At 61.9% G+C, this 22,392-nt stretch carries 28 protein-coding genes and 1 tRNA gene; 20 read left to right on the top strand and 9 right to left on the bottom strand.

What is annotated here, in order from left to right; translation table 11 throughout:
* Position 1 precedes the first annotated feature (1 nt).
* Genes CKW37_RS11195 through CKW37_RS11280 form a run of 19 tightly spaced genes read left to right on the top strand, consistent with a single transcriptional unit; the run spans position 2 to position 13,866 of the window.
* A complete protein-coding gene (locus CKW37_RS11195; protein ID WP_095155754.1) occupies positions 2-1,108 on the top strand; it encodes a DUF2586 domain-containing protein in 1,107 nt (368 codons plus the stop codon).
* Positions 1,109-1,120: 12 nt separating this feature from the next.
* Positions 1,121-1,570, top strand: a complete 450-nt coding sequence (locus tag CKW37_RS11200; RefSeq protein ID WP_095155755.1) for a phage protein — start codon at positions 1,121-1,123, stop codon at positions 1,568-1,570.
* The gene (locus CKW37_RS11205; RefSeq protein ID WP_095155756.1) at positions 1,570-1,779 is read left to right on the top strand and encodes a TraR/DksA family transcriptional regulator; all 210 of its coding nucleotides are present in this window, start codon (positions 1,570-1,572) and stop codon (positions 1,777-1,779) included. Before CKW37_RS11200 ends, CKW37_RS11205 begins: the two co-directional genes overlap by 1 nt.
* 38 nt (positions 1,780-1,817) lie before the next feature.
* The gene (locus CKW37_RS11210) at positions 1,818-2,072 is read left to right on the top strand and encodes a hypothetical protein (RefSeq protein ID WP_256587729.1); all 255 of its coding nucleotides are present in this window, start codon (positions 1,818-1,820) and stop codon (positions 2,070-2,072) included.
* A complete protein-coding gene (locus tag CKW37_RS11215) occupies positions 2,069-2,602 on the top strand; it encodes a lysozyme (RefSeq protein WP_095155758.1) in 534 nt (177 codons plus the stop codon). The genes CKW37_RS11210 and CKW37_RS11215 overlap by 4 nt, the downstream gene beginning before the upstream one ends.
* Positions 2,599-3,087, top strand: coding sequence for a lysis system i-spanin subunit Rz (locus CKW37_RS11220; RefSeq protein WP_095155759.1), 489 nt, complete (start codon positions 2,599-2,601; stop codon positions 3,085-3,087). The genes CKW37_RS11215 and CKW37_RS11220 overlap by 4 nt, the downstream gene beginning before the upstream one ends.
* Positions 3,084-3,371, top strand: coding sequence for a putative phage tail assembly chaperone (locus CKW37_RS11225; protein ID WP_095155760.1), 288 nt, complete (start codon positions 3,084-3,086; stop codon positions 3,369-3,371). Before CKW37_RS11220 ends, CKW37_RS11225 begins: the two co-directional genes overlap by 4 nt.
* A 23-nt stretch (positions 3,372-3,394) precedes the next feature.
* Positions 3,395-3,535 carry a hypothetical protein gene (locus CKW37_RS33595; protein WP_371864283.1) on the top strand — a complete coding sequence of 47 codons (141 nt, stop codon included), beginning with the start codon at positions 3,395-3,397 and terminating at the stop codon, positions 3,533-3,535.
* 5 nt (positions 3,536-3,540) lie between these two features.
* On the top strand, positions 3,541-5,523 hold the full coding sequence (locus CKW37_RS11230) for a phage tail tape measure protein (protein WP_095155761.1): 1,983 nt from the start codon (positions 3,541-3,543) through the stop codon (positions 5,521-5,523).
* A complete protein-coding gene (locus CKW37_RS11235) occupies positions 5,523-5,843 on the top strand; it encodes a DUF2590 family protein (RefSeq protein WP_095155762.1) in 321 nt (106 codons plus the stop codon). The genes CKW37_RS11230 and CKW37_RS11235 overlap by 1 nt, the downstream gene beginning before the upstream one ends.
* Positions 5,840-7,015 carry a baseplate J/gp47 family protein gene (locus CKW37_RS11240; protein ID WP_095155763.1) on the top strand — a complete coding sequence of 392 codons (1,176 nt, stop codon included), beginning with the start codon at positions 5,840-5,842 and terminating at the stop codon, positions 7,013-7,015. The genes CKW37_RS11235 and CKW37_RS11240 overlap by 4 nt, the downstream gene beginning before the upstream one ends.
* Positions 7,008-7,532: a phage tail protein gene (locus CKW37_RS11245; protein WP_095155764.1), complete on the top strand. Its 525-nt coding sequence runs from the start codon at positions 7,008-7,010 to the stop codon at positions 7,530-7,532. The genes CKW37_RS11240 and CKW37_RS11245 overlap by 8 nt, the downstream gene beginning before the upstream one ends.
* Before the next feature lie 8 nt (positions 7,533-7,540).
* Entirely contained in the window at positions 7,541-9,403 is a 1,863-nt protein-coding gene (locus CKW37_RS11250; protein ID WP_095155765.1) for a phage tail protein, read from the top strand.
* Between the two features lie 9 nt (positions 9,404-9,412).
* Positions 9,413-9,979 carry a hypothetical protein gene (locus tag CKW37_RS11255; RefSeq protein WP_095155766.1) on the top strand — a complete coding sequence of 189 codons (567 nt, stop codon included), beginning with the start codon at positions 9,413-9,415 and terminating at the stop codon, positions 9,977-9,979.
* A complete protein-coding gene (locus CKW37_RS11260; protein WP_095155767.1) occupies positions 9,976-10,899 on the top strand; it encodes a hypothetical protein in 924 nt (307 codons plus the stop codon). Before CKW37_RS11255 ends, CKW37_RS11260 begins: the two co-directional genes overlap by 4 nt.
* A complete protein-coding gene (locus tag CKW37_RS11265) occupies positions 10,896-11,441 on the top strand; it encodes a DNA-binding protein (RefSeq protein ID WP_095155768.1) in 546 nt (181 codons plus the stop codon). The genes CKW37_RS11260 and CKW37_RS11265 overlap by 4 nt, the downstream gene beginning before the upstream one ends.
* Positions 11,438-12,148 carry a hypothetical protein gene (locus CKW37_RS11270; protein ID WP_095155769.1) on the top strand — a complete coding sequence of 237 codons (711 nt, stop codon included), beginning with the start codon at positions 11,438-11,440 and terminating at the stop codon, positions 12,146-12,148. The genes CKW37_RS11265 and CKW37_RS11270 overlap by 4 nt, the downstream gene beginning before the upstream one ends.
* Positions 12,121-13,068, top strand: coding sequence for a hypothetical protein (locus tag CKW37_RS11275; RefSeq protein WP_095155770.1), 948 nt, complete (start codon positions 12,121-12,123; stop codon positions 13,066-13,068). The genes CKW37_RS11270 and CKW37_RS11275 overlap by 28 nt, the downstream gene beginning before the upstream one ends.
* Before the next feature lie 33 nt (positions 13,069-13,101).
* Positions 13,102-13,866 carry a hypothetical protein gene (locus tag CKW37_RS11280; protein ID WP_095155771.1) on the top strand — a complete coding sequence of 255 codons (765 nt, stop codon included), beginning with the start codon at positions 13,102-13,104 and terminating at the stop codon, positions 13,864-13,866.
* Positions 13,867-14,191: 325 nt separating this feature from the next.
* On the opposite strand, the gene CKW37_RS11285 is transcribed toward CKW37_RS11280, so the two are convergent.
* From CKW37_RS11285 to CKW37_RS11325, 9 genes are all read right to left on the bottom strand, one after another.
* Positions 14,192-14,959, bottom strand: coding sequence for a hypothetical protein (locus tag CKW37_RS11285; RefSeq protein WP_095155772.1), 768 nt, complete (start codon positions 14,957-14,959; stop codon positions 14,192-14,194).
* Positions 14,960-15,443: 484 nt separating this feature from the next.
* Complete coding sequence (locus tag CKW37_RS11290; protein ID WP_095155773.1) at positions 15,444-15,803, bottom strand: hypothetical protein; 360 nt, start codon at positions 15,801-15,803, stop codon at positions 15,444-15,446.
* Positions 15,804-16,343: 540 nt separating this feature from the next.
* Complete coding sequence (locus CKW37_RS11295) at positions 16,344-16,925, bottom strand: hypothetical protein (protein WP_095155774.1); 582 nt, start codon at positions 16,923-16,925, stop codon at positions 16,344-16,346.
* Between the two features lie 92 nt (positions 16,926-17,017).
* A tRNA-Thr gene (locus CKW37_RS11300) sits at positions 17,018-17,093 on the bottom strand.
* 424 nt (positions 17,094-17,517) lie between these two features.
* The gene (locus CKW37_RS11305) at positions 17,518-18,762 is read right to left on the bottom strand and encodes a methyltransferase (protein ID WP_095155775.1); all 1,245 of its coding nucleotides are present in this window, start codon (positions 18,760-18,762) and stop codon (positions 17,518-17,520) included.
* 96 nt (positions 18,763-18,858) lie between these two features.
* Positions 18,859-19,548 (bottom strand): ABC transporter permease, encoded by a 690-nt coding sequence (locus CKW37_RS11310; protein WP_095155776.1) that lies wholly within the window; start codon positions 19,546-19,548, stop codon positions 18,859-18,861.
* Positions 19,545-20,240, bottom strand: coding sequence for an ABC transporter permease (locus CKW37_RS11315; RefSeq protein WP_095155777.1), 696 nt, complete (start codon positions 20,238-20,240; stop codon positions 19,545-19,547). Before CKW37_RS11315 ends, CKW37_RS11310 begins: the two co-directional genes overlap by 4 nt.
* A 55-nt stretch (positions 20,241-20,295) precedes the next feature.
* Positions 20,296-21,048, bottom strand: a complete 753-nt coding sequence (locus CKW37_RS11320; protein WP_095155778.1) for an ABC transporter substrate-binding protein — start codon at positions 21,046-21,048, stop codon at positions 20,296-20,298.
* Between the two features lie 13 nt (positions 21,049-21,061).
* Positions 21,062-21,835, bottom strand: a complete 774-nt coding sequence (locus tag CKW37_RS11325; RefSeq protein WP_095155779.1) for an ABC transporter ATP-binding protein — start codon at positions 21,833-21,835, stop codon at positions 21,062-21,064.
* 112 nt (positions 21,836-21,947) lie between these two features.
* Between CKW37_RS11325 and CKW37_RS32415 the strand changes: the two genes are divergently transcribed.
* A complete protein-coding gene (locus CKW37_RS32415) occupies positions 21,948-22,226 on the top strand; it encodes a hypothetical protein (RefSeq protein ID WP_143501986.1) in 279 nt (92 codons plus the stop codon).
* Positions 22,227-22,392 lie beyond the last annotated feature (166 nt).

Raw genomic sequence — 22,392 nt, forward strand, 5'->3', positions numbered from 1 at the left:
CATGGCACTCGGCAAAGTCAGCGTGAACAATCTCAACCTCGGTCAAGGAGCCGTGACCGAGATCGAGCGCTATTTCCTGTTTATCGGCGTCGCCGGCAAGAATGCCGGCCAACTGCTGCCCCTCAATACCGACAGCGACCTGGACGCCATGCTTGGCGTGCCGGCGAGCGACCTTAAAACCCAGATCACGGCCGCACGATTGAACGGCGGCGACCGCTGGGCGTGCATCGCGGCCCCGATCGGCGCCGATGGCAGCTGGCAGGGCGCACTCGAAAAAGCCCAGCAGCAGGGCTACTCCGTCGAAGCCGCGGTAATCACCATGCCCGTGACCGCTGGCGCCGAGCTGTCCGCGATGAACGATGCCGCGACCGCCGTCAACAACACTTACGGGCGCCGCATGTTCGTGATGGCCGCCACCGTTGGCATCGGCGCCGACCAGACCTGGGCGGAGTACATCGCCGCGCAGAAGGCGATCACCAAGGACGTGATGGCGGCGCGTGTCCTGGTCGTGCCCCAGTTGCACGGTAACGACCTGGGCGTGCTCGCCGGCCGGCTGGCCAACGCCGCCGTGAGCATCGCCGACAGCCCTATGCGCGTGGCAACCGGCGCAGTGCTGGGTCTCGGCGCGGTACCGAAGGACAAGGAAGGTATCCCGCTCCCGTCCGCCATTCGCGCCGCTCTGGACGCCGATCGATTCTCGGTTTCCCAGACCTACCCGGACTACCCGGGCGTGTACTGGGGCGACGGCAACATGCTAGACGCGCCGGCGAGCGACTACCTGGTGATCGAGTACCTGCGCCTGGCCGACAAGGCCGCCCGGCAGATCCGGCCGTTGCTGATCCGCCGCGTCGGCGATCGCAGGCTGAACAACAGCCCGGGAAGCATGGCCGCTGCTGTCACCGCGTTCATGAAGCCGCTGCGCACCATGGCCAAGTCCACCACGTTCGCCGGCGAGCAGTTCCCGGGCGAGATCGAGCAGCCGAAGGACGGTGACATCGTCCTGACCTGGGTCACGAAGACCCGCATCGAGGTGTACATCAAGCTCACCCCGCTGAACTGCCCGAAAGACCTCACCGCGAACATCGCCCTCGACCTTTCCAACGAGTAACCAGGAGTCCCTATGTCCCGCATCGGCGGCAAGAACTTCGATATCAGCGTCGGCGACCTGCAGGTGCACGTCGAGTCCTGCACCCTCGATATCACCGACAACAGCGCCGTGGCGCAAACCCGGGGCGTACCGGACGGCTACGTCGACGGCGACGTCTCGGCCAGCGGCGAATTCGAGTTCGACAGCATGAACTTCAACCTGCTGATCGAGGCGGCGCGCACTGCCGGCAGCTTCCGGCAACTGGGCGTGTTCGACAGCGTGTTCTTCGGCTCTGCAGGTGACCAGGAGCTGAAGGTTGAGGCCTTTGGCTGCCGCCTGAAAGTCTCCAGCCTGCTCAGCGTCGACCCCAAGGGCGGCGAGAAGTCGAAGCACAAGGTGCCGTTCGACGTCACCAGTCCGGACTTCATTCACATCAACGGCGTGCCGTACCTGGCCGCGTCCGAGATCGAGGGCCTGAGCTGATGGTCTGCCCGTTCGATCGCGCCCAAGCCCTGGAGCAGCGTCAGCGCGACCAGGCGATCTCCGCCGCGCTGGCCAACGGCCGGTCGACGGGCCCGAGCCTGGAAGACTGCCAGGACTGCGGCGAAGAGATCCCCGAAGCCCGCCGAGCATGGGGCGGAATGACCCGCTGCGTCGGGTGCCAGACAACTTTCGAGCGCAAACAACGATGACCGCACGCTTGCATCAGAAGCCAAAAATGGAGATCCGCGTGGCCCTCCTGGAACAGCGCCTGGCTGACCTGGTCACGCACAACGAATCCGTACCCGGGCGCGTCACACGCCTGGAGGGCGAGTTCGAACACATGGCCACCCAGTTGACCGCGCTGAACGATGGCCAGCGGCAACTGACGGCAACTGTGGCTGACCTCGGTACCAAGGTCACCCGCATGATCGCGGTGCTCACCGTCCTGGGCGTCGTCGCCCAACTGGTCGCGCCGGCCCTACTGCGCATGGTGTTCCCATGAGCCTGCGCAAGCGGATCCTGGCCGGCACCGTTGCCCTGGTGCTGGCCAGCCCCGGGCTGATGGCTTTCCTGGGCAAGTGGGAGGGCGACGGTCAGAACGTCGTCTACGCCGACAAGCTGGCCCGAGGCCTGCCGACAGTGTGCAAAGGCATTACCCGCTACACCAGCCCCTACCCAGTTGTGGTCGGCGACTATTGGTCGCCGGCACGCTGTGCTCAGGTCGAGCACCTGGTGGTGGAAAAGGGCCAGTTAGAGCTGGCTGACTGCCTGACCAATCCCAACATCACCCAGGACACATTTGACTCCCTGAGCAGCCACTCCCACGCATTCGGCACGCCCAACACCTGCGCGAGCCGCGCCGTTGGCTGGATCAATGCCGGCGACATCGCCCGAGGCTGTAAAGCGCTGGCCTGGGCGCCGGACGGCAAGACCCCGGTGTGGGCCTTCGTGACGGATGCGAAGGGCAAGAAGGTGTTTGTCCAGGGCCTGCACAACCGGCGCCTCGCCGAAGCGGAGCTGTGCGCCCGATGACCTTTTTCACCCAAATCCTGCTCGCCCTGGTGCTGGCCGGCGCCGTGTTCTGGACGTTCGACGACATGAACGACCAACTTCACCAGGTGCGCCTCGAGCGCGACCAGGCGAGCTATGAGCGGGACGGGCTGCGAGAAGCGGCCCGTATCACCGGTGAGCGTCTGGCCCAAGCCGCCGCCCTGGACAGCAAACACACCCAGGAACTGACCCATGCACTCAATCAAAACCAGGATCTGCAGCGCGCTGTTGATCGCCTCGATCAGCGGCTGCGCGTCCATGCAAGCTGCCCCGCTGCCGGCGAGCAGCCCGGTACCGGCGCCGCCGGCCTGGCTGATGCTGGATCCCCCGAACTCACTGCAGACGCTCGACAGGCTTATTTCACCCTCCGGGACCAGCTCGCCGTCAGCCGGCAAATGATCCTGGGCCTGCAGGACCACGTCCGCACCTTTTGCACACCTCAACCAACAACTGGAGCAACACCATGACCGACCGCCGCGAAATCACCCTGGAGCTGGGCGAGCAGGAATTCACCTTCACCCTGACCCCGGCCGACGTGACCAAGTACTTCAACAGCATGACCCAGAACAACAAGGTCGCGCCGGCGAACAACCTGCTGGTGACCACCGTTCACCAGGAAGAACGCGCCACTCTGAAGCCGCTCCTGGTTAACCCGGTCATGACCCTGCAACTGGCCGGCGCGCTGATGGAAGAGTACGGCCCACAGGTCGACATCATCGTAAAAAAGCCCTCGAGCACACCGAGCGCCTGACCGAAAACGGCCTGGGCCAGCTCCTGGCCCTGACCAACCGCTGGCTACCTGGTGCCGAGCCCTCAATCGAGAACATGGGCCTGGCCAAGTGGCTGGATGACGAACACTGGCGACGGATGGAGATTGCCGTCGCCAACGGCATCGCCCTTGCGCTCAACGGATAACCCCCATGGCTGACAGATCCTCCCGGCTGGACTTCATCCTCGCACTGACTGACAAGGTCACCGCGCCGCTGGGCAAGGTGACCCAGGGCTTTAACGAGCTGGCGGAGAAGAGCGAGGCGAACATCAAGCAGATTGGCACGGGCGTTGCCGGCCTGTGGGGCTCGCTGACCGGGCTGGAGGCCTCACTGGAGCCCGCGCTGGAGGTGAACCGCGCCCTGGGCGACGTCCGATCGCTCGGCGTTGCCGAGGAAGCGCTGGACGCGCTCAACCAGAAGGCCCTGGATTTCTCGATCCAGTACGGGGAGAACGCCCACGAATTCGTGGCCTCGGCGTACAAGATCGAGGGCGCCATCAAAGGCCTGGCCGGATCGCAGCTCGCCACCTTCACCAACACCAGCTCGGTACTGGCCAAGGCCACCAAGGCCGACAAGGAGGTGATGAGCGACTACATCGGCACGATGTACAACCTGCAGAAACAGCAGGCTGACGCCATGGGCAAGGGCGAATGGGTCGAGCGCCTGGGCGGCCAGACCGCCCTGGCGGTTCAGCTGTTCCGGACCAGCGGCGAACAGATCAAGGATGCGTTCAAGGAATCCGGCGCGATCGCCACCGCCGCCGGCATCGACCTGGCCGAGCAGATGGCCGTGATCGGCACCTTGTCTTCGACCATGGAGGGTGGCGACGCCGGCGGCCGCTACAAGGCGTTCTTCGAGAACATCGGCAACGCCTCGGAAAAGCTGGGCATGAAGTTCACGGACACCAACGACAAGGTGCTGCCGATGGTCGACATCCTGGCCAAGCTGCAGGGCAAGTTCGGTGACCTGCGCGGCGCGGCCGCCAACGCAAAGCTTGTCGAGGCCTTCGGCGGCGAGGGCGCCCAGGTGATCGGCGCGCTGGCCAGCGACACCGAACGGTTCAAGAGCGGTTTGGATCAGTTGGGCAAGGTCCGCGGTCTGGAGCAGGCCGAAAAGATGGCCCAGGCCATGGTCGACCCGTGGCAGCAGTTCGGCAGCGCTGTCCAGGCCCTGCGCATCGCTTTCGGCCAGGCCCTGATTCCCACGCTGCAGCCGCTCATGGAGCGCCTGGTGGGGATCGGCAAGACCCTGGTGCGCTGGACAAAGCTGTTCCCGAACATCACCCGCGTCGTCGGCATCGCCACGCTGGCCGTGCTGGCCATCACCGCCGCGTTGAGCGCGCTGACGATCGTCGTCGGGATGGCCAAGATGGCCTGGCTCGGCCTGAGCGGCGCCTGGGCGGTGCTGACCTGGACCGGTTGGAAGAGCATCGCCATGTTCTTCAAGCACACCATCGTGCTTTCGCTGTTCCTAGTCCGCCTGGTCGGCATGATCGCCTGGATGGGCATCGTCAAGGTCGCGATGCTCGCCTGGCAGGGCGTGATCTGGCTGGTGAACGCGGCGCTGACGGCGAACCCCGTCGGCGTGATCGTGATGGGCATCGCCGCCCTGGTCGCCATCGTTATCGCGGCCGTCGTGTACTGGGACGAATGGACCACGGCCCTGATGAACACGGCCGCGTTCCAGTGGGTCGCCGAGCAGCTGCAGGCACTCAGCGCCTGGTTCGACTCTATGGGCGGTTGGTCCGGGATGGCCAAGGCCGCTTGGGACGGCATCGTTTCGGTGTTCCAGGCGGCGGTCAACGGCCTGATCGAGCTGCTCAACAAGATCCCCGGGGTGAACATCGAGGCGCGCCTGGGCGACATGCCCACGATCCCGGGCGCCGACCAGGCGGTGACGGCCGCCGAGACCGCCAACATTTCGCAGAACGCCCAGCAGGCCCTCAGCGCCTCCGTACCGAGCCTGGCCCCGACGCGGCCCAACGCCGTGCCGAAGGGCGGGCTGCTGAGCAGCATCCAGAACACCAGCAGTCAAACCGACAGCAGCAAGAAGGTGGAAAACGTGAACATCTACAGCAGCCAGCCGATGAACCCGGCCCAGCTGGAAAACATGCTCGAAATGGCGGTGGGCTGATGGACGGTCAATACATCGACCTGCAAATCCAGAACAACGACCTGGTGCTGGACCTGGCCCGCCAGCCGGTACCGATCCAGGACCGGGCGAGCATTGCCCAGGACATCGCTCACATGATCCGCGACAGCGGCCTGTTGGTGACCCTGGTCGCCGAGCGGGACCGCCTGCGGCAACGCGACTGCATCCAGCAGCTGGAGCTGCTGGTGGAGGAGGACGAGCGCCTGGTACCGGGTACGGCGCAGATCGTTGACCAGGGCAACGGCGTCTACCTGGTCACCGCCACCACGCTGGCGTTCGGCGATATCGGAGTGACCGTATGAGTGACGTTGATTTCACCCAGGCGCTCAAGGACGCCGGCATACCGACAACCGAGGCAGGCCTGCGCCAGGCATGGGAGGCCGAGGTTATCGCTCAGGGCAGCAAGCTGAGCAACACCAGCGCCTACTCGCCGTTCTGGCGGGTGGTGACCGCGCTGGTGACCACGCCGGTGCTGTGGATCCTGCAGTTCCTTGTCACCACGGTGCTGCCGAACTTCTTCGTCAAGACCGCGACCGGAAACTGGCTGGACATGCTGGCCTGGGCGGTCGACGTGACACGCAAAGGGTCGACCAAGGCGATCGGCGTTGTCCAGTTCACTCGCACCGCGCCAGGCGGCACGCTGACCGTGCCGGCCGGCACGGTGGTCCAGTCGCCGGCGATCAATGGCCACATCTACCAGCTGGTGACCACGGCCGAGGGCCAGTTCAGCGATGGTCTGATGCAACTGGATGTCCCCGTCGAGGCCATCGAAGCCGGCGCCGGGTTCAACCTGGCCCCCGGGTACTACGCCATTCTGCCCGTGCCGGTGGACGGCATTGCCCTAGTGGTGAACGGCGAAAACTGGCTGACCACCCCGGGCGCCGACGCCGAGCCCGACGACGAGCTGCGGCTGCGCACCCGCAACCAGTTCAGCGCGGTCAACCAGTACCACACCGACGCCGTGTACCGTGCGATGATCTCGGCCTTCCCGGGCGTGCGGCCGGACGGCGTGTATTTCGAGCACGGCGCGCCGCGTGGCCCGGGCAGCGCGAACGCCTATGTGCTGTTCGATGCCGGCGTGCCGGCGGACACGTTCCTGGCCGAGATCAACGCCTATATACGCGACCAGGGCAACCACGGCCACGGCGACGACCTCCTGGTGCTCGTCATGCCTGAAACGCTGCACAACGTCACCGTCGAGCTGTGGCCCCGAGCCAACCTGACCGCGACCCAGCTGGCACAGCTGCAGGACGACGTCGCGCTGTTCATCCGCACCGCATTCCGCGAGAGCACAACCGCCGACTTCACCCCGACCCTGACCTACCCGCAGTCGCGGTTCTCGTTCAGCCGCCTGGGCGAGGAGCTGCACCAGCAGTTCCCGGCCCTTGAGTCGCTGCGCTTCGCGAACCTGGACATCGAGTCGGAGCTGGAAATCCCGCGCATCAACAAGCTGACGGTGCAGACCCATGATTAAGCTGAAACTGCCGTTTTGGCTTGAGGGCGTCGAGCTGGCCAAGCTCAGAGACGCCTCGCAGGCATGGTGGGAACGGGTCGAGGACTGGCTGCGCTGGCCGTTGCAGCAGCTCGATGCCGAAACCTGCCACCTGACCATCCTGGATCTGCTCGCCTGGCAGCGCGATATCACCCGCTTCAAGGGTGAGCCCGAATCGCTCTACCGGTTGCGGGTCAAGTACGCCTACATCAACGCCGTCGACGCCGGCAGCGGCGCGGGAATGAAGCGGATCCTGGTGCGCCTCGGCGTCGGCTACGCCGAGATCGAGGAGCGCGACCCAGGCCGGGACTGGGACGTGATCATGTTGCGCCTGTCCGACTCGCAGTTGTCGCAGAACCCCGAACTGCTGCGCGTCCTCATCCAGCAGTACGGCCGCACATGCCGGCGGTACGACTTCATCACCATCACACCCGTGACGCTGCAGATCGCGGCCGTTCACTTCAATGACGATCAGCAGACGCTGGTCGCCCGCCTGTAGGAGCCTCCATGGCCACTATTACCCTCGCCGGGGAAAGCCTGATCGCCCGCCAGCAAGCCGCCCGCCAGCCGCTGGTGATTCGTCGCTTCCTCTTTGCCAACGTGCCCGGGCTTGACCCTAACGCGGCGGTCGACCGTACCGCCGCCGGCAGACCTTCGGCCGCTCGCATCGTCCACACCTACGAAATGCCCCAGGAAAACGCTGGCTACGTCAACCCGAACCAGGTCGTCTACAGCTGCCAGCTCGGGTCCGACCTGGGCGACTGGGATTTCAACTGGATTGGCCTTGAGGCCGAGGACGGCACGCTGTTTGCCGCTGCCCACGTCCCGCTGCAGCAGAAGCGCAAGAACATCCCGCCGCTGCAGGTGGGCAACAACATCACCCGCAACTTCCTGGTGGCCTTCGACGGCGCCAAGGCGCTGACGGCGATCACCATCGACGCCAAGACCTGGCAGCACGACTTCACCGTGCGTTTGAAGGGCATTGATGAGCGCGAGCGCTTGTGCAATCGGGACGTCTTCGGCCGCGCCTGTTTCTTTGATACCGGCCTGCAGGTCAACAAGGTCAACACGACGTACGTCCTGGGCGGTGGCGTCGCCTACATCGAAGGCGTTCGGGTCTACAGCGGTGCGACGGTTCCTATTACCCCCACCAGTTACCCGACCACCGTCTGGCTCGATGTCGCGCTGCAGCGCGAGCTGAGCGACGTCGTCGCGGCCTGGAAAGTGAGTTTCGGCGCCGCGATGAGCGACTACACCGACGCCTCCGGCGTGCTTCACTACTGCGTCGCGCTTGCCGATATCTCCGCTGCCGGCGTCATCACTGACCGGCGATCGGTGGAGTCGATCACCGGCCCGCTGATCCAGCACTTCGCCGCCCGCGTCGGCGACTACCCGAACCTGCGCGCTCGGGCCACAACCGCAGACGACGTCGGCCTGGGCAATTTGCCGAACGCAAAGAGCGACGACCCAGACAGCGACAGCAGCTATATCCTGGCGACCACTAAGGCCCTGCGCCGGCTGGCCGAAGGGTTCAACCTGGGCACGCCTGCCGGTCCTTACACGCAGGTGTCGGTCAACACCCGGGGCCAGGTCACGGGGGGCTCCCGCCCGATCAAAATCCGCGACCTCGGCGTCACCGATGCGCTCATTCCGGGTGACTACGGAAGCCCCACGGCGGCGACCAGCCGTCACTTCAGGATTGTCTCGGAGGTCGAGCCGGCAACGACGCACTGGAATTCAATTACTTCGGAGGGACTGCACTACAAGCTCGTTCACGGTAAGAACCCGGGTGGGCCAGGCGACGATCAGTATTACTACGTGCGCGTATACGTGCGGGGCTATGCGCCAGGCATCGTGGCGCTGCAACAGTTCGCCGAGCCCTACGCGACCCCGACCTTTTCTGGACGGTCTTGGTGGCGCGGTCTTAACGACACCTGGGCGCCGTGGATCGAGTCATTGGACAGTTCCCGTCTCGGTAGCTCCTCGGAACTTCACACCGGTGCCTATCCGACCAGGATCCCCACATTCGACATCCTCTTGAACGGTCTGCTGGGCTCTGCGAGCCCGAGCCACATCATGATTCCGTCCCGCGCCGGCGGCCGCGTCCAGTTCAAGCTGGTGCAGTTCGGCAAGACGGCCAACGTCCCCTCGGACGGCTCGATCAACGTCACTTTCCCTCTGCAGTACGCCAGCGAACCGGTGGTGATCGGCAACATGACCTACCCGACCTTCAGCGCGCTACGCACCAGCAGCTTCGCACCGGTTGGCGTGACAACCACCGGATTCACTGTCGAGAACCAGGCAATCATGGAGTCCACCTCACTCAACGTCGGGCCTGCCTATTGGTTGGCGATCGGCGAACCGGCATAAGGAGCCACCATGTACGCAACATGGATTGAAAAGGATCAACGGTTCGGTTTTCGCATATCTGAAGGGGATCACGAAATCGGTGAGGAGGAGCACAACCGCCTGCTGACCGCCGAAACCCTGGGCATGCGGCTGGTTCCGGACCCGGCCACTGGCCGGCCGATCGCCGTTCCGGCCGTGGGCCCCGGGATCGAGCCCGCCGAGGCGCTGAAAAAGTTGCATCAACAGACCATCGCTGAGATCAAGCGCCAATGCGAGGCCACCATCACGGGTGGTTTCTGGTCGAACGCATTGGGCGAGCGTCACCGCTACAACAGTCAACAAGAAGACCAACTGAACCTCACCGGCGCGGTGCTGCGCGGCGAGCCCATGGCGTTCCCGTGCCGCGATCTGTGGCTGGTGAAGGCCTACCGGATGCACACCGCCGAGCAGCTGCGCAAAGTCAGCGACGAGTTCACGCTGTTCAAGATGCAGCTCCTGCAGCGCGCCGACGAGCAGTGCCAGCTGGCCGACGAGGCCTTGGCCGAGGGCGACCTGGTGACACTGGAGTCGCTGCACTGGGAGGCTCCAGCGTCATGACCTGGTCGTCGGTAAACATGCAATGGCCTGCGCAGAGCACGGGCTGGATGGATCAACTGGCCGGCGCCCAAGCGCTGGCCAGTCACGAGCTGGGCAGCACGGGCGATCGGCTGGCCAGCCTGGCCGACCAGGTGCAGACCAACCCGGGGCCGGTCGGCGAGGCCGCCCAGGGCGCGATCGCCGCCGGCCGGGCTGCGCTCCAGGAGCAACTGAGCCAGGCGCCGGCCTGCCTGCTGGTGACACCGTTCCAAAGCGGGGTTGGCCAAGGGCGCGGGCATCAGCGCTATCTGTCGGCCCCGAACCTGCTCCAGGTGATGGCTGACAAGCTCCTCGAGGACGGCGCCGTGGGCCAGGCCAGCGGCGAACTTCATGCCCTGTCGATCATGTTCCTGGGCACCAGCTTTGCCGACTTGGCCAACGTCCTGTCGCGGTTCAATGCCTTGATGCCGATGCCTGACCTGGTGAGAGCTGAGCGCCGCGCCGGCCAACTGTCCCGCCTGGAGAGCGAAAAGTGGGAAATTCCCGTTGCTGGGCCTTTGCCGCGCTGGCAGTCGCTGCCGATGGAGCGCTGCACGGTGCTCAAGACGATGAAACAGGCCATGGCCGGCCAGGTCGCAGTCCTGGAAGGCTACGCGGCCGATAGTTCGCCCATGGCTGACCTCGCGGCGCTGTCGCAGCGCAAGGCCTCGCAGCAACTGCAGCGTGACGGCCAGATGGCCGATCTGCGCGCACTGCTTGCCGGCGGCGTGCCGGATGAGCGGATGAAAGCCCGTCTGGTCGGGCCCGGCGACGTCGGCCAGTTGCGCCGTGCGCTCCTGCAGGAGGAAGCACCAGGACACGAATGGGTACTGAGCGCCGGCGTCGTCTTGGTCGGCTCGCTCCCGGGCCTGGCCCTGGTGCGGGAAATGGTGGGCCTATGACCTTGCTTCTCGATGGCCAGAAGGTCCAGGGCAAGCGCATGAAGGTCACCGCGAACCTGCGCATTGAAGCCGACGACATGTCGGGGCAGACCAGCGGGACCGAGAAGGCGCACAAGGGCTTCAAGCCCAAGACCCTGACCGTTTCGCTGACGATCCCCTACGTCGACAAGGACAACCTGCGCAGCCTGATGCGCCTGGCCGAGGCCACGGTCGGCGGCGGGCAGTTGAAGACGTACCGCGTCGTGAACGACACGGCCGCCGCGTTCGGCATCCGCCAGGTGCAGTTCGCGGAAGGGGTGAGCGCCCGCGAGGACGACGTGCTGGCTCAGTGGATCGTCCAGTTCACCCTGTCCGAAAAGCTGTCGAACCCGGAAAAGGTCGAGAGCCGGCGCAAGGCCAACGGCACGACGGCGCAGTCCGCCCCGGGCCAGTCTGTTGGTGCCGGCGGCGAGTCGGGCAGCGGTACCGGCGGCGCCCAGGAGCTGACCGGCTTCGAATCCGTGCTCAAGCGCGTTGATGACTACCTGGGCGGTGCCTCATGAGCATGAAGCTCCACAAGGTGCTCACCGTCGCCGGCGCCGAGCTGCCGCTGATCCAGGACGAAGTCCGCCTGCAGCTGCGTCACCCAGGCCGGGCATCGTTCACTGTCCAGGCCGGCGCGCCGATCAAGGGCCTGGTGACCCTGGACATCGGCTACAACGACAGCCCGCTACAGCGCCACTTCATCGGCTACGTCGAGCGCAGTACCGCGGTAAACGGCCAGCAGCAGATCCTGTTCTGCCGCGAGGTGGCCACCGTGCTCGAGGCGCCGCTGCCGCTCAACCTGCGCCACATCAGCCTGCAGGGCGTGCTCGAGGAGATCAGCAAGAAGACCGACCTGCGCTTTCGCGTGCCGGCGCAGGCCTACGCCCAGGTGAAAGCCCCGTACTTCTATAGCCTGGGCGGCGGGTATCAGGCGATGGACAACCTGGCCACGGTGTTCGGCGTGCCGGACTTCATCTGGCAGCAGCAGGGCGATGGTGAGGTATTCGCCGGCAGTTGGGCGGATAGCTTCTTCGGCGCACGCTCGCCGCTGCAGCTGCCGATCGAGCTGTTCGACGGGTACCAGGGCAACCAGAGCGCCACGATCTCGGCCCTTCCCGGGCTGCGACCTGGTGCAACGATCAACCAGGGCGAGCGGATCACGAACGTGACGCTGGCCGGCAACCAGATGGCAATCAAATGGACAACGCAATCAAGCGCAGCGTAGAGCGCCAATTCCCCGAACTCACCGGTGGTTACCACCTGCCGCGCTTCGGCCGCGTTGTCGCGGTACCGGACGCGCCGGCGGCGCCCGGGCTATGTGACGACTTCCGGCCGCGCTTCGGCGTCGACGTCCAGATCCTGCTGCCGGACGGTGAGCCCGATCCGGACCTGCCGGTGCTGACCAGCCTGCCTCTGCCGGCGCCGATGGGCGGCCAAGAAGCGGGCATGTTCGGTTTCCCCGAGGAGGGCACCACCGTGGTGGTGGGCTTCGCTTACGGCCTGCCGCATAAGCCCTTCATCCAGCAGATCCTGGCCCACGGGCTGAGCCTGCCCCGGGTGCCGAAGGGCGATCAGGTCTGGCAGCACAGCGAGGCCTGCCAGCAGCGCGTCGACGCGGACGGCAACTGGCTGCGCCAGACGGACGGAAAGATTCAGGACAAGGCGGTCGAGCGCGAGGTGGAAGCCCTGGCCAACACCGAGCAGTACCAGAGCCACACGGTGAACGTCGACGACCACAGCACGGAGACGGTGGGCGGCATCAAGAAGATCGAGGCCCTGGGCGCGCTCAAGCTGCTGTCGGGCGGATCCGCGAGTCTGGCGGCGGTGGACGACCTCCACCAAGCTACTGGCCGGGACTTGAACTTGGTTGTGGGGCAGAAGCTGAACGCCACAGTCGGCGGCGACCTACAGGAGCGGATCCAGGGTATTCGCCGGAGCGTCGCAGCGAAGACCTGGCTGGGATCGGAAAACGTGAACGTGTTGCAGGTGTTGTGCGACCTGCTCGACCTGGTAGAGCAGATGAGCACGCAGATCGCTGGCCATGTTCACGCTTCCAGCCCGGTACCGATCAATGCTGCATATTTCTTACAAACGAGCCTTCTAACTAAAGCTCTCGGGCTGAAGTTGAAAGACGTGACGCAGTAGAGATATAGTTTGATTTTTCCAAGGAAGAATAGAATGGATCTCTACGAAATTAAGCCAAAGCTACAACGTGCTAAGGATTTTCTGGTTGATCCACAACAGCATGAAATTAGATATGCCTGCCTGGAGCTTCGGCTTTGCTTGGAAACGATAGCGTATCGAAATCTCAGGCAGTATGGCGATGAGATACCAGGGAGCATTGTTGGGAAGTGGCAGCCAGATCAAATATTGAAGCTGCTAGCGTCATTTGACCCAGCCTCTGATCAAGATGGCATATTAGAGTATGGATTACAGTCTTCTCCCGAGGAGCTGCCCAAAGAATGGTCTAAAGTCGCGGATATCAGGGCTATTCCTTGGAGGGTCTTCAGGTCTCACTACCAGAAACTTGGATCATTTCTGCACGAGTCAATGACAGAAAAAGCTAAAGATCTAGATCCGTCAAAACTAGAAAAAATTATTAAGGACATTGAACATGTGATGTCCACTAAAATCATCCTTGCTCTGAAACGAACCATCAACGCTGTATGCGACTGCGGCGAAAAACTCTTCATCGGTGCAGGCGAGTTTGAGAATGATGAACTTGTAAAGTGCCGTAATCATAACTGTGGGCGTTACTGGGTTAAGAAAACTCTGGAGGACGGCGAGCAGGTTTTGAAACCGGCGGCAACTTTCTTTTTTAGATGTAGTTGCGACGGCATTATGAGTGTGCTTCCTGAGAAAATCTGGGAGCGGTTTAGCTGCAACAACTGTCGTAGTACCTACAGAATAAACCTGGGATACTCCAGCGTTACTAAGATTTAAATTCAAAAGCCGCTCTCCAGCGGTTTTTTCATTTGAAGCCAGGCGGCACCACCAGGACTGTGCGTAAGCGCACTAGTCGATTACTTCGAAACCGCTCACCATATACTCCATCTTTGCCGTGCGGGATAGAGCGTCGTAGAGTGGAGGAAGTCCAGCCATGGTCGCAGGGCGCGTCAGTTGCTCCCGCACATGCCACGGTGTGGCTGGTACTCACGCCGCTGTTCCTAGGTCAGCTCGATGTCTCCCTGGCTTAGCGGCATTACTCGGGCATGCATTGGCTTCTACCCACTATTCCTCAGCAATTATCGAAATGCCCCTGAATATTCTATGGTCGAGGCGTATTGCTGTGTACTATCAACTTGAATTCAAAGTCAGTACCGCAGTCTAGACAATTGAATCGGTGCCCGTTCGTAATGTTTTTAAGGGGTATAGGTATTTGCGCTTTGCAGACGTGACACGAAAAATGATTGCAGTCAGCGCTCAATTGCACACCGCTATTATCCCTATTGGTTATCGAGTATTCGATTTCGCACTGTTCATTTTGGCATGCGATTTTACTCTGGTTTTTCAAATAGTGGTCGGTGTAAATAATTGGCTTTCCGCACTGCATGCAATCGACTGTTATGTAGTTGATCTTCAGTATAATTAAGTTTCCCTCAGTGAGTCTTTGCAGCTTGTCGCACCACTTAATTATTTTTTCTTTATCAATGGCAAACGTCTCAATATCCTTCGGCATTGGTAGGTGCAGGTAGCTGCCAAGGCTGTTATATATTTTTATGAGGTCGCTTGACTTTATATTGTTGTAGTTGACTTCCAGCGTGTCGCCTGCCCCCTCCAGTCTCAACTGAAAATCCATATCTGCGTATTTGTCGAACTGAGTATGCAGTCGAACTGCCTTGCTTGGCTGCCAGGTATTTATAATGCTCTTTGGTAATTCATCAATCTCAGCTAATAGTCGTTGGTAGACATGCGCTTCAATCAACATGCGCAATTCTAGACAAGCATACCTCAATGATCTGATTTCGCCTGATTCAATTAGTGATCTTGCATTGTTGAGGTGGTAATTCTTGTCATAGCGTTGAAACTCTTTCATGACCTCTCCTTTAGCTATCCACGTAGCGTACTTCTTGGCCAAATTTTTCGCATCTAACGCTACCTTGCTTCGGTCGTCAATAAAACTAACGTCGACGAAAAAAAAACATCCCAAAAATCACTTATCCCCCTCCCGCCGACGGGGTTTGTGTCCTTTTTTTGTGCAAAGTCGGAAGTAGTGCAAACGAAGCTGCAGCCCAAGCGGGCCGTGGGGCTCTGCAGGCGATCGGCAATTTCACAGATTGCAAAGTTTTGAAGAGAAATGCAGTGCGGCTGCACGGCAGTGCTATGGGAGTGCTTCAGCAGCGGACAGCCTAAGCCCCGGCTTCATTGGGCGAAAAATGAAAAACGCCGTAATTTGTGGGTTTTCATTCTTGGATGGGCTCTTTTGAAGGCGCCTCGCTGATCGATGGCCGAAACGCCCTTTTGCTCTGGAGTCCCCGAATACTGTGGGCTGTAGCCGATGCGCTCCATTACAGGGAGTTTCACACCGATTCGGAGGCGGCCAAGCGAAGGTGGGGCAGCTCATTCAGCTTCTGCAGGCGCGTGAATTCATTCTGCACAACAGGGATCAGCAGGCGTTCCAGCGCGTCACGCAGCTTTGTTGCCTGCTCTTCGGTCAACTTTTTAACCGAGCCGGTCACGCTGCTGGCGCAGAGGACGTTAGCGGGGAGAATGCCCAACGCATCCATGGAACCGTCAATGTAGCCGCCCAAGTATTCCTGCCGTTTGAACAGTACGGAGCTCTCGGGGGCTTCCTGGTAATCCCAATGAACCTCCCAGGTCGAACTGTTCTTCTTAATTTCGATGATGGGTTCCGCTGCCTGGGACGCTGGCTTACGCATGCTTGCTTCCTTTGATCAGTGCGCGGCTGAGCATTCTGAGCATTAGCTTCGAGGCGTCCGCATTAATGTTTATTTAGGTTGCCCCCCAAATCCCTGTCAGACCATGGATATCTGTCAGGGAGTGCCCTGCAGGCCCCGTTTTTACTGGGGTTCAGCTCTGACAGCGGGGTTGGATGTTTGTGTCAGTTTCTCCCTCAAAAATAAAAAACCCTTGTAAATCAAGCAGTTGAAAACAGCAAATCTGACACTGCTGTTTCGTCAGGTTTTGACAGGTCGCTGACAGCTTTCTGACAGTGATGCAAAACGCTGAAAGGCTTGAAATACAAGGGTTATAGAGTAGATGAATATAAATCTGACAAATCTGACAGGCTTTTAAGGGGTCAACCTTAATTTTTTTTTCGCTTCGCATAAGGGGTGTTTGGTCATACGCGTACACATCGCACAGGCCCAAAAAACTCGGCCTATCACACCGCGATACTGCAGATACTCACACCTTCACGCATGGCCATCAGTGCATACCGCATCCTGCGCAACAGTTGATCAACCACTGATGAAATCACTCTGCGCCTTACTATAGGTGCTGATGCTCTCTACCAATCGCGCGCAGACATCTGCCATTGCGACCGCATCGTCGTAGGGTATTTCTCGATCCAGCATGTGCACCGCTTCGTTGCGAAGTTTGAATGTTCGTAGTACGGCCCGATACGTTGGCCCGTTTACGTGGCCCGCATCGCGAAGCAGGTCCAATTTCTGTCGCGGTAACGCGTGGGTGTTTGAATCCAGCCCCTCGCGCTTTAGCACCGCGTTCAAAGCACCTTCAACTTCGAGCCACGCGGCGATCATCCCTGCTCTAGGTGAGACGGCGGCAATTTGTAGTGGTACAGAAAGTTTGGGCGGTGGCGCTTCCGGCTGCGCGTCCGGCTCGTTTGCTGCAGCTGGCAGCTCTTCCTGGAGTGATTGCAAAGCTTCGGTGAGGTCAACATGGAGCTCGCCGTACTTGAAGCTTCGAATCTTGGGTATGAGGCCGAGGATAGGGCCTTTAAGGAGACAGACGACCGTAACAACCGCTGCCGGCCAGGCGACGGCGGAAACTAGAGCTGAAACAAACTGCATCCAATCCATGGTCACACTCCAAAAGCAGGCTCTTGTTACGTGGGTTGTTACGTGTGACACAAAAAACAAAGGCCTGCATCGCTGCAAGCCTTTGTTTTATATGGTGCCGGCACCAGGAATCGAACCCGGGACCTACTGATTACAAGTCAGTTGCTCTACCATCTGAGCTATACCGGCGGTAGGGCCGCCATTATAGCGATCGGTTTGGATCTGTAAACCACTTCCTTGCAATCCTGTTCAGAGCCCCGTATTTCGGGGCTTTTGGCGTTTCTGGCGGGGCGTTTTGTGGGGGCTTGTGCGCTTGGAAACCTGGATGCCGGTGTCGTTGGGTTTTGCGGTGGCTGGGAGGGCTTTCGCGAGCAAGCTCGCTCCTACGGGGTTTGGGTGGGGAGGGGAGCGCGGGGTTTGTGGATAAGCTGATCTGAAGCACTCCCGCCTAATTCGCTTTAACGCTTATGCACAAACCACATCGACCCCTTGCACCCCATGCAAGCACGCGACCGCGTCACAGTGTCGCGCGACCAAATGGCTGTTTTTGCTGGCCTTTAGCAGATGATCCGTAAAGCCTCAAGTGGAAAAATCCGACGCGGCAGGATTTTTTTCAAACCTTGGTTGTGAAGTTGCGCACAGAGTTATCCACAGGTTGTTCCGCCAGCAGCATGAGGTTGCGCGGGGTGAGGGGGTGGGGGCAGAAGGTGCCGAGGCGGACGTTGTAGCCCTGTTCGCGCAGGTAGAGCGCGCGGTCGAGGACGAGCCAGAGTTCCAGGGGGCGGCGGAAGAGGTTGCGCAGCAGTTCGAGGTTGCGCACTTCGGCCAGGCGTTTCCAGCCGGCAGCTTCCAGTGCGTCCCAGTCCGGGGCTTCCTTTATAGGCAGGCCTTTGAGGTCGGCGAGGTCGCGGCAGTAGTCGGCGAAGGGCTTTTGTAGCCAGGCGCTGGGCAGTGAGGGGGTGGGCAGGTAGTCGTCGGTTTGGCGCAGTTGCCGTTGCAGGACGTCGAAGCCGAGGCGGCGGGCCATGGACTGGTCGCGCAGGCGGCGGACGCGGCTGCCGGCGGTGACGGTTTCGCTCAGGGGCAGGCCGAGGTCGTCGAGGTCGAGTTGCAAGGCGGAGGCGCGGGCGGCTGTGGATAACGGCTGGTAGTGCGGGCCGGCGGTGCGGTTGTAGCAGCACGGGGCGATGGCCAGTTGCGGGCAGCCGGCGGCGCTGGCGAGTTGCATCAGGCGTACGTGGAGGTCGCCGCAGGCGTGCAGGGCCACGGGGGTGTGGGCCGGACCGAGGCGGGCGGCGGCGTCTGTGGCCATGACGTCTTGGAGGTGGTGGCTCGCCGGCAGGTGGTGGTGCTGGCTGAGGTGTTCTCCGGCGGCAACCAGCGCGGGGTCGTATTCCAGGCAGGTGAGGTGTTGGTCCGGGTTCAGCAGGCGGCGGCCGAGGTGGCCTTTGCCGGCGCACCAGTCAAGCCAGTGGCTCGGACGGCGGGCGAAGTCGAGGTGGCTGGCGAAGGCTTCGATCTGTTGCCATTTGCGGCCGGGGACGTCGGTGCTGAGGCGCGGCGGCGCCGGGGTGAGGGCGATTGTGGATAAGTCGCCGAGGGCGGACAGCGTCTGGGTTTCGGCGGCCAGTTGTGGGTAAGGCGCGGGGGCCGGGACGGTGTGCGGCTGGTTGTGGGCGGATTCGGCCTGTTCAAGGGTGCGGGCGCGTAGCCATTCGGCGAGCTGCGGGTGGGAGGTTTCCCACGGCAGGTGCCGGGTGGTGAAGGGGCGCGGGTGCCAGAGGGCGTGGTGCTGGCGGAGGAAGTGGTCCAGGGCCTGGAAGCGGGGGAGGAGTTGGTCGTTTTCCAGGTGGGACATGGGGGTGGCCTGGTGGTGGGGCGGCGGTTTGGGGGGCTGTTCGCGAGCAAGCTCGCTCCTACAGTGGAGTGGGAGCGAGCTTGCCAGCGATGGGCGTCAGCGGCCTTGTGCGGCGTCCACCCGCAACCAGCGTTCCAGTCCTTTGAAGCCTTGCACCAGCACGAAGGAGATGACCAGGTAGAACACGCCCGCGGCGAAGAAGATCTCTACCGGCATGTAGGTCCGGGCGATGATGGTGCGGGCCATGCCGGTGATGTCGAGCAGGGTGACGGTGCTGGCCAGGGCGCTGGCCTTGAGCATCAGGATCACTTCGTTGCTGTACGCCGGCAGGCCGATGCGCGCGGCGCGCGGCAGCATGATGTGGAGCATGGCGGTGGCGCGGGACATGCCCAGCGCCCGCGCCGCTTCGATTTCACCCCGCGGGATGGCTTGCAGCGAGCCGCGCAAGATCTCGGCGATGTAGGCGGCGGTGTGCAGGGTCATGGTCAGCGCGGTACACCAGAACGGGTCGCGCAGGTACGGCCACAGCGCGCTGGCCTTGACCGCTTCGAACTGCGCCAGGCCGTAGTAGACCAGGAACAGTTGCACCAGCAGCGGCGTCCCACGGAAGAAGAAGATGTAGCCGTAAGGCAGGGCGCGCACGTACCAGTGCCGCGACGAGCGGGCGATGCCCAGCGGAATGGCGATGATCAGGCCGAGGATGACGGCGATGGCCAGCAGCTCAAGGGTGAGCGTGGCGCCTTGGGCCAGGCGTGGCAGCCACTTGATGATGACTTCCCAATTCATGAGTTGGCCCTCGCGAAGCCGCGTGCGGCGCGTTTTTCCATGAAGTGCATGCCTGTCATCGCAAGGACGGTCAGGCCGAGGTAGATGAAGGCCGCCACCAGGTAGAAGGTGAACGGTTCCTTGCTGGTGGTCACGCCGTTCTGCGCCTGACGCATGATTTCTTCCAGGCCGATCACCGAGACCAGCGCGGTGTCTTTCATCAGGATCATGAACAGGTTGCCCAGGCCGGGCAGGGCGATGCGCCACATCTGCGGCAGGATCAGCCGCGAGAAAATGCGCCCTTTCGACAGGCCGAGGGCCATGCCCGCTTCACGGTGTCCCTTGGGGATCGCCAGCAGTGCGCCGCGGAATACTTCCGTGGCGTAGGCGCCGAAGCACAGGCCGAGGGCGATGACGCCGGCGGCGAAGGCGCTGAGTTCCAGCCCGGGCAGCCCGAGCAGGTCGCCCAGTTGGCTCATCAGGGCGACGGAGCCGAAATAGATGAAAAGCACCCAGAGCAGTTCTGGCACGCCGCGCACGATGGTCGAGTAGGTGCCGCCGAGCCAGCGCAGGGGTTTGAACGGCGAGGTCTTGGCCAGGGCGCCGAGCAGGCCGAGCACCAGCCCCAGGCAAAGGGCCGAGAGCGCCAGTTTGACGGTCACCAGCGTGCCGGCCGCGAGTGCCGGGCCGAATCCGTGTAGATCAATATTCATGGGCAGGAGTGTTCAAGGGACTGGCACCGCGCAAGGCGGTGCCGGTCGGGGCGAATCAATAGATGCTGAACGGGAAGTACTTGTCGTTGATCTTCTTGTACGTGCCGTCGGCGATGATTTCTTTCAGCGCGGCGTTCAGCTTCTCGCGCAGCGGGTCACCTTTGCGTACGGCGATGCCGATTTCGTCGCTTTCCACCACGGGCTCGCCCTTGAACTCGTAGTTCTTGCCGGCATCGGATTTCAGCCAGTCGTAGTTCACGTACTTGTCAGCCAGCAGCGCGTCGACGCGGCCGGAGGTCAGGTCGAGGTAGGCGTTTTCCTGGGTGTCGTACAGCTTCAGGGTGATGTCGCTGCCGTAGGTGTCTTCCAGCCAGGTGCCGGACAGGGTGGCGCGCTGGGTGCCGATGGTCTTGCCCTTCAGGTAGGACTTGTCGGTTTTGAAGTCGACGTTTTTCGGCGCGATGAACTGCAGCTTGTTGGAGTAGTAGCGGTCGGTGAAATCAACGGCCTGCTTGCGCTCGTCGGTGATCGACAGCGAGGAGACGATGAAGTCGTACTTCTTGGCCAGCAGCGACGGGATGATGCCGTCCCAGTCGGAGGTGACCACTTCACACTCGACTTTCAGCTTGGCGCACAGGGCGTCGCCGATGTCTTTGTCGAAGCCGACGACCTGGCCGCTGGCGTCCTTGCTGTTGAACGGCGGGTAGGCCGCTTCGATGCCCATCTTCAGTTTTTCGGCGGCCATGGCATTGGCCGAGAACACCAGCGTGGCGGCAGCGGCCAGGAGGAATTTCTTGTAGTTCTGCATGCGTGTTGCTCCGTTAGCGGTTGCTGGACATGAATTGCTTACAACGCGCCGAGGTCGGGTTTTCGAAAACCTGCTGCGGCGATCCCTGCTCTTCGATCAGGCCCTGGTGAAGGAAGACGACTTCACTGGACACCTGGCGGGCAAAGCCCATTTCGTGGGTCACCAGGAGCATGGTCCGGCCTTCATCGGCCAGGGCCCGGATGACGTTGAGTACTTCCTGGACCATTTCCGGGTCCAGGGCGGAGGTGGGTTCGTCGAACAGGATGACCTTGGGTTTCATGGCCAGGGTGCGGGCGATGGCCGCGCGCTGTTGCTGGCCGCCCGAGAGTTCGGCGGGGTAGCTGTGGCGCTTGTTGTGGATGCCGACCTTGTCGAGCAGTGCTTCGGCGTGCTCGATGGCCTCGGCCTTGCTCTGGCCGAGCACGCGACGAGGGGCCTCGATGATGTTGTCGAGGATGCTCATGTGCGGCCACAGGTTGAAGTTCTGGAAGACGAAGCCGATTTCGCTGCGCAGGCGGTTGATCTGCTTGTTGTCGGCAGCCACCAGTTCGCCGTTGCGCGCGGACTTGAGCTTGAGCGACTCGCCCGCCACCAGGATTTCGCCCTGGTGCGGGTTTTCCAGCAGGTTGATGCAGCGCAGCAGGGTGGACTTGCCGGAACCGGAGGAGCCGAGGATGGAGATCACGTCGCCGTCGCGGGCGGTGAGGGAAATGCCCTTGAGAATTTCCTGGTCGCCGTAGCGTTTATGCAGGTTGCGGATTTCCAGTGCGGGCGTGGCCTGGGCCATGTGCGGTCCTCATTGATTCGGTGCGTTCTGCTGTTGGCGGCCTTCCTGGCGAGGCGCCACGCTAGCATAGCGCCCGGATCACAGCCAACAAGGTCGAGCAGGGTGGTCGGCCATGGGAAAGGCGGGTGTCGCATCGCTGCAGTGGACTGTCGCGCTGCTGTCCGCCGTTTCGCTTCGCGGGGCCGGAGCCATGATGAAAAAAGGCGCGATGGTGCCAGTTTTGGCCGCTGCTGGAAAGCCGTATTTGGTCGCGGCGATGGTTGGTAACACCTGGCTGGAGGTCTGGTTGCGCTTTTTGGTTGCACCTTTTTCGCGCTGTGATTTTGCAAAGGTGTTACCTGTGATTGGTTATGGCGCACCCATTTCTAATTGTAAGTGGGTATTTCAGTAATCACGCAAAGTCGGGCATCTTTGGCGACCTTTCGGCCAGTGACTGGCTGAAAGCGCCGCAAGCCTTATGAATCGTGGTTACAGAGTGTTTCGGAATGGGCGGTCATCAAGCTGGCCCGCTGATTGCTATCAAGCTGCCACGAACCGCAGGGCGCCTCACGAGGGCA

The sequence above is a fragment of the Pseudomonas sp. Irchel 3E13 genome (genome assembly GCF_900187455.1).
Lineage (GTDB): Bacteria > Pseudomonadota > Gammaproteobacteria > Pseudomonadales > Pseudomonadaceae > Aquipseudomonas.